A 12,736-nucleotide genomic window follows, 5' to 3' on the forward strand; every position below is an offset into this window, starting at 1 on the left:
CCATGTAAACTCGTTGTCGAACCCGACGACCGCATTAAATATTTCTTTTCGTACCATGAGGCATGCACCCGTAACCGCGGACAGGTTCTGAACGACGCTTAAGCGGCCATGATACCCCTGTGAGGTCATGGGGGAGTACCTGTGGGAATGGCCGAGCAGGCCGCCTCTCCATAAGATCAGGCCTGCATGCTGGACGGTCTTGTCGGGATAGTAAAGCTTGGCGCCTACCGCCCCGACCTCCTCCCTCGATGCATGCTCCAACATCCTCTCAAGCCAGTCCGGACTAATCACTGCCGTGTCGTTATTCAAAAATAAGATGAAGTCGCCGGAACTGAACTCTATGGCATGGTTGTTAATCGCCGAATAGTTGAAAGGCCTGTCCCATTCCACGACCTGTATATTCCCTGAACTTTTCAGTTCACGATAGAATTCAAAGGTCTTCTCTTCCCTGCTTCCGTTCTCAACGATTATGATTTCGAAGTTCCTGTAAGTGGATTTGTCCAGGATCGACCCGACGCATCTTTTCAACTCCTCCGCGTGGTCCCTGCTGGGGATGATTATCGAAATCCTTGGGTTATTTTTTATCTTATAGGTTGTCCTGTAGGCTCCCAGGAATGAAGCGTGTTCTACATCCCCTTCCAGGCCCGACCTTTCCAGGTGGTCTGCCAATGCCTTTTTTGCGTTTTCGTAGGCATACATCTTGGACCAGGGATTGTCCGAGACGGAAGAGGGGCTCCTTCTCCAGTAGTATAGAACCTTCGGTATGTGGACCACTTTTCTTGCCCTTTCCGTAACCCGGAGTATGAGGTCGTAATCCTGTGAGCCGTCGTACCCCTCTCTGAAGCCACCCACATCATCGATCGATTTTTTCCTTATGACGGACAGGTGCGTGATGTAGTTGCAGCTTCGCAGTAAATCCGGGCTGAAGTCGGGCTTGAAGTGAGGGTTGGACCTTTCCTTGCCGTCCGTCGATATATTGTCCTCATCGGAATATATGAAGTCGACCTCGGGGTTTTCGTTTGCCGCCTTTACGACTTCGAAGAGTGCAAACGGCGGCAGGATATCGTCATGGTCCATGAGGGCGACAAAATCCCCCGTGGCGAGCGAAAGGGCCGCGTTTGAGTTCCCGGCAATGCCTCTGTTCTCATCCAGGAAGGCAACTTTTATGCGGCTGTCCATCCCGGCATACTCTTCCAATATTTCTCTCACGTGACCCCCGGCGCTTCTCCCGTCAGCGATACATAGTTCCCAGTTTGAATATGTCTGGCTCAGGACAGACTCCAGCATCTCTATCAGGAACCGCGCCGGGGTGTTGAAGGTCGGGACCACGACGCTTACCTTCGGTTCGTATTCGAACTTTTTGTTTCTTTGAACTTTTAGTCCGTCCTCATTCGGCTCCTGCTTCTTTATCCACGATTGATATAACCTTTCTTCGGTTTTGCGCCCCGCCGTACCTTCGATCTTGCCGACAATCTTTCTCCAGGTGATCTTGAGGCCGAACACCTTGAGATAAGCGCGTACCTTCCCGATGCTCTGCTTGTTTATCAGGAAAGGAATCGACGCGATAGTCAGCATAACTTCTCTTAGCCTCGTGTCGACAAACACCTTTCCCAGCGTTCTTTCCATGAACCTCTTCAACCCGTAAGTTTTAAGATAGTACACGGCTTTCTTAAGGGTCGGCCTGTCGATATGTCCGGCAAGATCGATTAATTTCACCAGGCCACGCCCTGCAGTGCTTAGCCCCGGAGGTAGTCCCTCAGTGGATGCAAGCCGCCTGGCAAGCCGTTTGTTGTTGTTCGATAGTTTCATAATTTCACGGTCGGCAAAGAAGAAGGGAAAGTTCTGTCCCAGTTCCAAAACGTTACACGCGGCTTTAAAGGCCCTGTGGGCCGAATTGAACTCCCGCTTATGGTTCATCAAATAAAGGCCGTGGAAGTATAGGAACCTGCCAAGAAACGCAGGGAACCGTTCCATGAAGCCGTCGAAGGAGATATCCTCCGCGTCCATTTCGTTAATTCCGGGTTCGAGGTTGGATATTTTTATCCGATAAAAACTCTCAAGCCCCGCTATCATGTCGTCCATTATCTTCTCGCATGCCCTGTAGTTACCCCTGTTCACTCGAAGCTCTATCAAGCGGAACAGGTAGCCGAAGTACAGCCATTTTTTTCGTTCGCCGGGCCGGCCTTCGATCTTTTTTATTGTATTCCACAGGTAGCCGTCCAGGAAATCGATCACTTCCGGAGTCGTGGGTCTCAGGTAATTTATCCGGGACAGCAGGTCGGCGTCCCTGGACAGATATACGATCATATGCTTGTCTCCGGACGCTCCTTCCGAAAAGAAGATGCGGTGGTGGACACCCATGTTATCCAGGAGCATGGTTACCGATTTCGGAGAGAAGAGTATCGTGTGGCCTCCCGGACCGGCCGTAAGCCTTTTTTCCGTAGCACAATCTATTTTGAAGTAACCGTTGGCGTTCGGGGTCGTCAGGACCGCGACGCCGTTCTTGCCGAGCGAGGATACTATGCCCTGCAGAAATTCGGAAGGGGAGTGTGTGTGCTCTAAAACCTCACTTGATAAGATCAAGTCGAACGGCTCTCCCTTATTATCCAGACACCCCGGGAAGTAGCCGTTTATTACCTCATGGTCGAATATTTTCGGCCTCTTTCCGGGCTCTATGCCGAGAGTCCTTTCGATGCCCAGTGTCTCCCTTGCGATGTCCGTGAGAAACCCCAGGCCGCACCCTATGTCAAGCGAGTTTTTTATGGGCACTGCTCTGAGCGGGTATATCAGGCTCGCCATAAACAACACCCCGGCGGTATGCTCTATCTCGAATCTGTCCGCGTATACGTTCAAGCTCTCCGCGTAGTTGTCCCGCGGAAATGGTCGGAAGAACGCGCTGTCGCACATGCGGCACCTGTATAAAGTGAACTCTTCGTCCAGGCTTCCCGTGCAGACACTCTTCATTACGGACACAAGCGTTGTGTCCGTGCTTTCACATATGGGGCATGGTGTCATGTCGCTTCCTCGATTACGGTATCCTCGAACTACCTTATCCCCCATTGGTATATCCTTCGACTACCTCGCGGGTCTTGCCTTCCATCTTTATCGAATGGTCCTCGATCCATACGACCCTGTCGCATATCTTTTCTATGTCGTCCATGGCGTGGGAGACGAAGACCATCGTAATGCCGTCCCTTTTGAAGGCCAGCATCTTATCGATGCACTTCTTCTGGAACTTCGTGTCGCCTACGGCCAGCACTTCGTCTATGAGGAGTATCTCCGGGTCGAGGTGCACGACCACCGAGAAGCCGAGCCTCGCGAGCATGCCGCTCGAATAGGTCCTTATCGGCTGGTCTATGAACTCCCCCAGCTCCGAAAACCCGACAATCTCGTCGAGCCGGCGTTCCACCTCTTTCTTTCTGAGGCCCAGGAGCACCCCGTTAAGGACTATGTTCTCCTCTCCCGTGAGCTCCGGATGGAACCCCCCCCCGAGTTCGAGTATGGGGGAGACCCTGCCGCTTACGGCGATACGCCCCTTCGACTGCCTCAGCACCCCGGCGATGAGCCCCAGGGTGGTGCTCTTGCCAGAGCCGTTTTTTCCTATTATGCCCAGGCACTCCCCTTTGCGGACCTCGAACGAGACGTCCCTCAACACCTCGTAGCTCGACTTCCTCATGGAGCTTATGGCGCTGGGGAGGCGGAAGAGGAAGTTTTTAATCCCCTCCATATGGTGGTATAGCGGGTAGCTTTTGCAGACCCCGTCGAAGACTATAGCCGGCTCGTTCATATGGCCTCCGCGAACTTCCAGGAGAGTCTTTTGAATATCATACGACCCAGCACGAACGAGACGACCGCATACGCGAGGCTAAGCATCAGATATCCCGGCTCCACCGTCCCGTCCAGGAAAAGCCCCCTCCAGCTTATCATAAGAGGAGCGAGGGGGTTCAGGCTCAGCAGGTACTGATATCTCTCCGGCACCATGGTCTCGGGGTATATGATGGGCGTGCAGTAAAAGAGGAAGGTCATGAATATAGTCGTGAGCCTTTCGAGGTCCCGGAAAAAGACGTTCACCGAGGCGACCACCAGCGATATGCCGTACGTCATCAGGAACTGTATTGCCAGCAGGGCCGGTACGCCGTATAGCCAGGAGAGGGAGGGGGCCCTGCCGTATATGAGAAGGAAAAAGACTATAACGAGGATGGACAGGATGAAGTGTATCATGTCCTGAAGCACCACCGAGAGGGGGAGGGTGTCCCTGGGGAACTTGACCTTCTTTACGATGGCGGCGTTGTTGATGAATATCATCGGCGAAAAGTTGATTGAATTGGAAAACCACTGCCACGGGAACAGCCCCGCAATCAGGAATATCGCGTAGTCCTCCATCCCTATCCTCATGACCACCTTGAAGACCATGAAGAAGACCAGGGCGAACGCGAGCGGATGCAGTACGGACCATAGATAGCCCAGGTAGCTGCTCTTGTACCTGACCTTCATCTCCTTCTGCGTCAGGACGTATATGATGTCGATATAGTGAGTAAGTGGCGTTTTTATTCCGGTCATGATCAAAATCCTGATTTGGGGTCGAGCGAGCTTCGCAAAAACAGTTCATGATAGCATATTTGCCGTACCGTAGGAAGATGTTGCATGGTGGCGATGAAGTGGGGGAGGGGGGGCTGCCGGAAGGCACCCCCCCCCCCCCCGGTGCGTCTTCACGTAAAAGGGGGTCAGCCCCATAAGGCTGACCCCCTCTGTCTTTTTTTGGTGGAGCTGAGGGGGATCGAACCCCTGACCTTTTGGCTGCCAGCCAAACGCTCTCCCAGCTGAGCTACAGCCCCATTCGCAAGCCTTAATATTTAACACCCAACGCCCCCGCGTGTCAATTGGAATCGTAGCCCAGCGTGACGCTGTTCAATATTCAGGACGACCACCTGTGTGCTGCGGACGAAATGACTATCAGGCCCGCGTACACGTCAACCGTGCGGCAGCACCGTGACGGTGTTTCAAATCCGGAGCTGCCGTCTGGGGTGGACGGGGTGTAGGCTGCAATTCGGTCGCGTATGGCGTCAACCGTGCGGCAGCACCGTTTTCCCTTGACAGCGGGTGGGGACGGGACTATACTCGTATATAAGTGAGTGCTTACTTACTTAATACTGCTCTGGAGAGGGTATAGATGCCGGGGAAGAAAAAGAAGAGGATGCCAGGCAAGGAGCGGAGCGCCCAGATAGTGGACGTTGCCGCGGGGCTCTTCGCCAAAAAGGGCTTTAAGGGCGCGACCACGAGAGAGATCGCCAGGGCGGCCGGGATAAGCGAGGCCACCATATTCAAGCACTTCGCCAGGAAGGAAGATCTCTACGCAGCACTCATAGACAAGTACTGCACCGACCCCGAGGGACGGCTCTTCCTTGCCTCAAGGCTCGAGGGAAAGAGCGGCAGGGAGTTCTTCAAGGAGCTCGCCCTCCTTATAATGGAGAGGTACCGGCAGGACACCACCTTTACGAGGCTCCTCTTCTTCAGCGCCCTCGAGGGGCACGAACTCTCGGATATGTTCATGAAGTCCCGAGGCATGGAAAGCCTGGAGCTTCTCTCGGGTCACGTGGGTGAGCTTATGCGTAATGGGTCGTTAAAGAAGGGCGACCCCGAGCTCGCGGCAAGGGCTTTTGCCGGGATGGTCGCGCACTACTGCATGTTCCAGGAGGTCTTCGGCTTCAAGAAGTTCTTTAAGCGGCGGCCGGAGGACGTGGCCGAAATGTTCGTGGATATCTTTATGAACGGCATGGCGAAGGGAAGACGTAAGTGAAGTGAAAAGCCGTTTTATTATAGCGCTCTTTTTTCTTTCCCTTTCCGTCTTGTCCGCTCCATGGGTGGGTAAGGCGGGTGAGGGGGGGGAGTTCGGCGGCGTGACCCGGCTCGGCCTCTACGATGCCTTCGTCATGGCGCTTGCGGGCCATGAGAGCGTCGGCATGGCGAGAGAGTCCATGACGCAGAGCGAGTTCGACATAGACAAGGCGTACTCCTACGTCCTGCCGACTCTCGATCTCGAGAGTACCTATACGAGGTATTCGGAGGAGAAGGGGAGCGAGATGTTCCTACTCCAGCCCGAGGACAGCACGCGTTTCGAGGCCCGGCTTACCCAGCCTCTCTACAGCGGCGGCAGGGCGAAGAGCGGTATAAGGCAGGCGAGGAAAAGGCTCGCCGGAAGCAGGAGCGGGCTGGAGGAGGCGAGGGAGAACGTTATTATGGATACGGCCAGGGCCTACTACGGGGCCCTGAAGGCCGCAAGAGAGGTGGAGATAAAGGAGGCTTCCCTTAAGAGGGCAAGAGAGAGGCTCAGGGTCTCGGAGGCCCGCTTCAGGGTGGGCAGCGCCACCAGGGCCCAGGTCTTGAGGGACGAGGCCGAGGCCGCCGGGGCCGAGGCCGAACTCACCAGGGCCGCAGCACTCCTTCGGGACGGCGAGGACGAGATAAGGAGACTTACCGGCGTTACCGGTCCCATGGAGATCTTCCGTCCGGAAACCAATGAGGGTGGGATAGACATGGGCGTGAACGAGCTTATCGGGCTTTCGCTTCGGCACAGGAAGGACTACATGAGAAAGCTTATCGACGAGGAGGTAGCCGCCGAGGGGATAAACTACGTCAAGGGCCACTTCAGGCCGAGCCTCAAGCTGGAAGGGGTATATACCTACAGGGAGCAGACCCCGTCGACCCCGTTCCTCCTGAACGACGTCGCCTACGCCGGCCTGACCATAGAGTTTCCCATATTCGAGGGGGGGCTCCGGAGGGCGGAGCTTGGAGAGGCGAGGAGCAAGCTGAGGGAGGCCGAGCTCGCGAGGCTCGCCCTGAGACGCGATATAGAGCTTCAGGTAAGGCGGTCTTACAATAAGATGGGTTCGGCGGCCTCGGTAATGGATTCCTACGAAAAACAGCTCTCGTTCTCCGAGGAGAACTACTCCATGGTCTTCAAGCAGTACACCCACGGTCTCGCGGACACGATGGACGTTATAGACGCGGGCACCACGCTGGTCGAAGCCCAGACGGGGCTCATGGGCGCGACCTACGACTACGAGCTTGCGCTCATCGAGGTCAAGAAGAGCGCCGGCATACTCCTCGATGAAGTCAGTAAGGTACTGGCGTTAAAGAAACCTACGGAGGCGGAGCTTAAATGAAGAAAAAAGTCGTTCTTCTGTGCATTTTATCGGCTGTGTTCCTCTACGCCTGCGGCGGTGAGGATGGGGGTAAGGGGGGTAAGGGCGGCAATGCCGCCCGGCAGGCGCCGCCTCCGAACGTAAGGGTCTGGACCGCGGCCGCCGAGGACGTGGTGCAGAGGGTCGAGGCGGTCGGCACGATCGAGCCCGAGGAGGAAGTGGTCGTAAGCGCGGAGGTCGCGGCCAGGGTGACGCGCATCTTCAGAGACGAGGGGGAGCGGGTTAAGAGGGGAGGGCCGCTGGCCGTGCTCGATGAGAAAAAGTTCTCCCTCGGGGTGGCGAAGACCGGGGCCGACCTCCGGAAGGCCGGAGCCGAGCTCGACTACGCCGAGAAGGATCTAAAGAGAAAGGAAGAACTCGCAGGCGAGGGCATGGTAACGAGGGAGGCGTACGACGAGGCGTTGGCAGCGAGGGACGCCCATAGTGCCGAGGTGGAGAGTTTCGAGGCGGCGCTGGAACTTGCAAAGAGGGAACTCAGGGATTCGCGCGTTACCTCGCCTCTTACGGGCTTCATCTCGGAGAGGTACGTGTCGAGAGGGAGCTACGTAAAGGACGGGGACGAGCTCTTCAGCGTAATCGATATAGACCCGGTGAAGGTGTCGGCCTCCATACCCGAGAGGTATCTTGGCGAGGTGCGCACCGGCCAGCAGGTGAGGGTAAGGGTGGAGTCCGCCCCCGACGGAGAGTTCACCGGGACCATATACTTTATAAGCCCGTCCCTTGACGAAGACACGAGGACGTTCAAGGTAAAGGCCCGGATACCCAACCCGTACGGGCTCCTTAAGCCCGGCCTCTTCGCCGACGTCCGGATCGTAACCGGCATGAAGGCGGGCATATTCCTCGTCCCCGAGAGCGGGGTGATAACGAGGGGGGGCAAGTCCGTGCTCTTCGTCGTTTCTGACGGGGCGGCGAGCCGGCGGGAGCTTCGGGTCGGCAAGAGGCACGGGGGTAAGGTTGAAGTGCTGGACGGCATAGGCGAGGGGGAGAAGGTCGTCGTGGACGGCGCGCACGGCCTTACCGACGGGGCGAAGGTAAACGTCGTCGATTAACGGAACAGTTCAAAAGGGGGACGGTAATATAGGATGTTTCTTCCTGAATTTTCCATAAAGAAGCCGGTTACGACCTTCATGATTATGGCGGCGATATTCGTCTTCGGCGCCATAGGCTTCTCTCGCCTCGGGGTGGACCAGTACCCGAGGGTCGACTTCCCCGTGGTCACGGTCATCACCGTCTTCGAGGGCGCGAGCCCGGAGGTGGTCGAAGAGAACGTGACCGACATAATAGAGGAGGAGGTCGCCACCATCGAGGGCATACGGAACCTTACCTCCACCTCCTCCCACGGGGCGTCGATAGTCACCATAGAGTTCAAGATGGAGAGGGACATCGACATCGCCGCCCAGGACGTAAGGGACAAGGTGAACGGGGTGTTGAGGGAACTGCCCGACGAGTCCGACGTCCCGGTCGTCGATAAGCTCGACATACAGGGCTCTCCCATCATGTGGATAGCGGTCTCCGGAGAGCGTCCCATCCAGGAGATAACCGGCTTCGCCGACGACGTGCTTAAGGTAAGGCTCGAGACCATAGAGGGAGTGGGCTCGATAATGGTCGGCGGCAAGCGCGAGAGGGTCATAAGGGTCTGGCTCGACAGGGCGAAGCTCGAGGCCCGGGCCCTTACCGCCGACGACGTGGTCGAGGCGCTCCAGAGGGAGAACGTCGAGATACCCGGGGGGATACTCGTCAGCAGCGAGATGGAGTTCGCCGTAAAGACCGAGGGCGAGCTCCCGACCGTCGCCGCCTTCAACGACCTCATAGTGGCATGGAAGGGCGGCTCCCCGGTAAGGCTCCGCGACGTAGGGCACATGGAGGACGGCCTCGAGGACAAGAGGGGTGTCGCCAGGTACAGCGGCGAGCCCGCGGTGGGGCTCGGGATAAGGAAGAAGGCCGGGGCCAATACGGTCAAGGTGGCCAGGGCTATAAAGGCGGAGGTCGAAAGGTCGATGCCGGACGTCCCGCCCGGAATGAAGGTGCAGGTGGCCTTCGACTCGTCTACGTTTATAGAGGACGCAATGGAGGAGATGGAGTTCGCGCTCATCTTCGGCGGTATCCTCGCCGCGCTGGTGGTCTTCCTCTTCCTCAGAAACGTGGTGGCCATGCTTATAACGGGCGTCACCATTCCGCTCGCCATGGTGGGGGCGTTGCTCTTCGTATACTTCCTCGGCTTTACGCTTAACACCATGACCATGCTCGCCCTGACACTCGCCATAGGTGTCGTCGTGGACGACGCGGTCATAATCCTCGAGAGTATCTACCGGCACGGCGAGCGGGGCACACCCATGGTGGAAAGCGCCCGGGCCGGCGCGGGCGAGCTCGCCTTCGCCGCCATAGCCTCCACGCTCTCTCTTGCGGCGGTCTTCGTACCCGTGGCCTTTATGAAGGGACTTATGGGCAAGTTCTTCTACGAGTTCGGCATAACGGTCGCGATAGCCGTATCCCTTTCTACCTTCATAGCGCTTACCTTCACCCCCATGCTCTCCTCTCGCTTCCTGAAGGTGCGCAAAAAGGAGATTTTTTCCACCACCACGGAACGTCCGGGGCTCTTTAAGAGGGTGGAGGGGTTGTACAGGCGGCTCCTCGCCCTGGTACTCAGGCACAGGGTGCTCGTGGTCTCGGTGGCGCTCGTGGTCTTCGTCCTGAGTCTCGGCATATGGACGCTTCTCGGTAAGGAGTTCATACCCCCGGAGGACCAGTCGCGCTTTATCGTCAACTTCGAGACCCCCATAGGCTCCTCCATAGACTATACCGACGCCAAACTCGCCCACGGCGAGAGGGTCTTGAAGGGCCTCCCGGAGATAAAGGGCTTTTTCGCCGCCATAGGGCTCGGTGAGGCGGGCCGGGTAAATAGCGGCCTCATGTTCGTCAGGATGCACCCTCCCGAAGATAGGGAGCGGGCGCAGAGTGCGGTGATAGGCCAGGCGAGGCGCGAGATCAACAGCGAGCCGGGCCTCCGGGCCTTCGTGGGTGCGATGAGTTTTGGTTTCGGTGGAGGCCACCGCGGTTCTCCACTTGAGTTTACCATAAAGGGGCCCACCATAGAGGGGCTCGACGCCCATTCGGGCGAGATAGTAAAGAGGTTCGAAAAGATCCCCGGCATAGTGGACGTGGACACGAACCTCGATATAGGGCTTCCCGAACTCAGGGTCAACATAGACCGTAACAGGGCCGCGGACCTCGGCGTGGACACAACCCGGATCGCGAGCACCATAAATACGCTCATAGGCGGCAGGGACGTCACGAGGTTCAAGGAGGCGGGAAAGCGCTACGACGTGAGAGTAAAGCTCATAGAGTCCCAGAGGACGGTGCCCGAGGACGTGGGAGAACTCATGGTAAGGGCGCGGGACGGGCGGCTCGTCAAGCTCTCTAACATGGTTACGGTCAAGGAGGAGGCCGCCCCGAGCGTCATAAACAGAAAGGACCGCCAGAGGAGCGTCACCATATCTTCCAACCTGGAGGACGGTAAGACGCTCGGCTCGGCCATAGAGGACATCTCCGCCATAGCCGCCGAGGTCCTGCCCGAGGGCTATACCACAAGACTCGAGGGAAGGGCCGAGCTCTTCAAGGAGTCCATGGCAAGCATTATGGTGGCGCTCTTCCTGGCCGTAATAGTGATATATATGGTGCTGGGCTCGCAGTTCGAGAGTTTTATTCACCCCTTTACCGTGATGCTCTCGCTGCCGCTTAGCGTTGTCGGGGCCCTCGGGAGTTTGTGGCTTACCGGGAACACGCTCAATATCTTCAGCCTCATAGGCGTAATCCTCCTTGTGGGTCTCGTAACGAAGAACTCCATAATCCTTGTGGACTATACGAACAGGCTCAGGCGCGGCGGCATGGAGATGCACGAGGCTATCTTGGAGGCCGGGCCCATAAGGCTTAGGCCGATATTAATGACCGCCTTCTCGACCGTCTTCGGCGTGCTCCCGACGGCCGTCGGCATCGGGCCGGGGAGCGAGGCCAGGGCGCCTATGGCAATAGCGGTCATAGGCGGCATGGCGACCTCCACCTTCCTTACCCTCCTCGTCGTCCCTGTCGTCTATACCCTCGTGGACGACCTGAAGGGGTTTTTTATTACGGGAAAGGGAGAGGATATCTCTACCGGAGCGGAAAAGCGGCCGTAGGAGTTTTTCGGTAAGCCCGAGAGCCCCCCTCCCTCCTGGTGCTGCCGCACGGTCAATGTCATACGAGGCCCCATTGCAATTTCCGCCCCATAAGCCACTAACGTCCGTTCAGAAAAGGAAACACCATCATGGTGTCGTCCTTGTTTTTTATCCGCGTATCCTGTATATTGCAGTTCTATGAAGTGTCCTTTCTGCGCCCATATAGAGGATAAGGTAATAGACTCCCGTCTCTCCCAGGACGGGATCGCCACCAGAAGGCGGCGCGAGTGCCTCGAGTGCGGAAAGAGGTATACCACCTACGAGCGGATAGAGGAGACTCTGCCGCTGGTGGTAAAGAAGGACGGCAGGCGCGAGGCCTTTGACAGGACAAAGATACTCGGCGGGATAAGGACCGCCTGCAGGAAGAGGCCCGTCAGCATCGAGGAGGTCGAGGGCTCGGTCGCAAGGGTGGAGACCCGGTTCATGGAGTCGGGGAAGAGGGAGGTCCCGAGCACGGACGTCGGGGAGGCCGTGATGGAGGAGCTTAAGGCCCTCGATGAGGTCGCCTACGTGAGGTTCGCCTCGGTCTACAGGGAGTTCACGGACATAAATGAATTTATGGGAGAAATGAAGCAACTCCGTAATATTAAAAAGAAAAAGAGCGGCCGTGCCAAATGAGAAGTTCATGCGGGCCGCCCTTAGTCTCGCTAAAAAGGGATTAGGGAGAACAAGTCCAAACCCTGCAGTAGGCGCGGTAGTCGTAAAGGGGAAGAAGATAGTAGCAAGGGGCTACCACCGAAAGGCCGGGCTGGCCCACGCCGAGGTGGAGGCGCTCGATAGGGCGGGCCGAAAAAGCAGCGGCGCCGACCTCTATGTGACCCTCGAACCCTGCTGCCACCACGGCCGTACCCCGCCGTGCACGGACGCCATTATCGAGGCCCGGATTAAGAGGGTCTTTGTGGGCATGAAAGACCCGAACCCAGGGGTTCGGGGCAGGGGCATAAAGAAGCTCATGGCCGCCGGGATCACGGTGGTGACCGGCATGCTGGAATCCGACTGCCGGACCCTTAACGAACCCTATACAAAACATGTAACCACCGGGATTCCTTACGTTATTTTAAAGCTCGCCATGAGCCTCGACGGGCGGATTGCCACCGGAGGCGGGGAATCGAAGTGGATAACCGGCCCAGAGGCCAGGAACTACGTCCATAAGCTTAGAAATACCGTGGATTGCGTGATGGTCGGCAGCGGTACGGCCGTGAGGGACGACCCCCGGCTTACGGTGAGGTTTTCAAACGGCCGGAACCCGGCAAGGGCCGTAGTCGATACAAAACTTGTAACACCACCTGGTGCAAGGATTTTTTCCTCCCCATCCAATAATGA

Annotated in this window: 9 protein-coding genes and 1 tRNA gene; 6 read left to right on the plus strand and 4 right to left on the minus strand. The window is 57.1% G+C overall.

Going from position 1 to position 12,736, the window contains the following annotated elements; genetic code table 11:
• The 4 genes from V3W31_02640 to V3W31_02655 form a co-directional block, all read right to left on the minus strand.
• Positions 1 to 3,060 (minus strand): glycosyltransferase (locus V3W31_02640; protein MEE9613836.1); only part of this gene is annotated, 3,060 nt, incomplete at its 3' end.
• Positions 3,050 to 3,787: an ABC transporter ATP-binding protein gene (locus V3W31_02645; GenBank protein ID MEE9613837.1), complete on the minus strand. Its 738-nt coding sequence runs from the start codon at positions 3,785 to 3,787 to the stop codon at positions 3,050 to 3,052. The genes V3W31_02645 and V3W31_02640, both read right to left, overlap by 11 nt.
• Positions 3,784 to 4,560: an ABC transporter permease gene (locus tag V3W31_02650; protein ID MEE9613838.1), complete on the minus strand. Its 777-nt coding sequence runs from the start codon at positions 4,558 to 4,560 to the stop codon at positions 3,784 to 3,786. The genes V3W31_02645 and V3W31_02650 overlap by 4 nt, the downstream gene beginning before the upstream one ends.
• Before the next feature lie 199 nt (positions 4,561 to 4,759).
• Positions 4,760 to 4,835, minus strand: a tRNA-Ala gene (locus V3W31_02655).
• Positions 4,836 to 5,170: 335 nt separating this feature from the next.
• Between V3W31_02655 and V3W31_02660 the strand changes: the two genes are divergently transcribed.
• The 6 genes from V3W31_02660 to ribD form a co-directional block, all read left to right on the plus strand.
• Positions 5,171 to 5,797: a TetR/AcrR family transcriptional regulator gene (locus V3W31_02660; protein MEE9613839.1), complete on the plus strand. Its 627-nt coding sequence runs from the start codon at positions 5,171 to 5,173 to the stop codon at positions 5,795 to 5,797.
• 1 nt (position 5,798) lies between these two features.
• On the plus strand, positions 5,799 to 7,163 hold the full coding sequence (locus tag V3W31_02665) for a TolC family protein (GenBank protein MEE9613840.1): 1,365 nt from the start codon (positions 5,799 to 5,801) through the stop codon (positions 7,161 to 7,163).
• Positions 7,160 to 8,251 (plus strand): efflux RND transporter periplasmic adaptor subunit, encoded by a 1,092-nt coding sequence (locus V3W31_02670; protein ID MEE9613841.1) that lies wholly within the window; start codon positions 7,160 to 7,162, stop codon positions 8,249 to 8,251. Before V3W31_02665 ends, V3W31_02670 begins: the two co-directional genes overlap by 4 nt.
• Positions 8,252 to 8,284: 33 nt before the next feature.
• Entirely contained in the window at positions 8,285 to 11,374 is a 3,090-nt protein-coding gene (locus V3W31_02675; GenBank protein ID MEE9613842.1) for an efflux RND transporter permease subunit, read from the plus strand.
• A gap of 177 nt (positions 11,375 to 11,551) precedes the next feature.
• Positions 11,552 to 12,031, plus strand: coding sequence for a transcriptional regulator NrdR (gene nrdR, locus V3W31_02680; protein ID MEE9613843.1), 480 nt, complete (start codon positions 11,552 to 11,554; stop codon positions 12,029 to 12,031).
• Positions 12,021 to 12,736: bifunctional diaminohydroxyphosphoribosylaminopyrimidine deaminase/5-amino-6-(5-phosphoribosylamino)uracil reductase RibD (gene ribD, locus V3W31_02685; GenBank protein MEE9613844.1), on the plus strand; the 716-nt coding region annotated here is incomplete at its 3' end. The genes nrdR and ribD, both read left to right, overlap by 11 nt.

It is taken from the genome of Thermodesulfobacteriota bacterium (genome assembly GCA_036482575.1).
Classification (GTDB): domain Bacteria; phylum Desulfobacterota; class GWC2-55-46; order GWC2-55-46; family JAUVFY01; genus JAZGJJ01.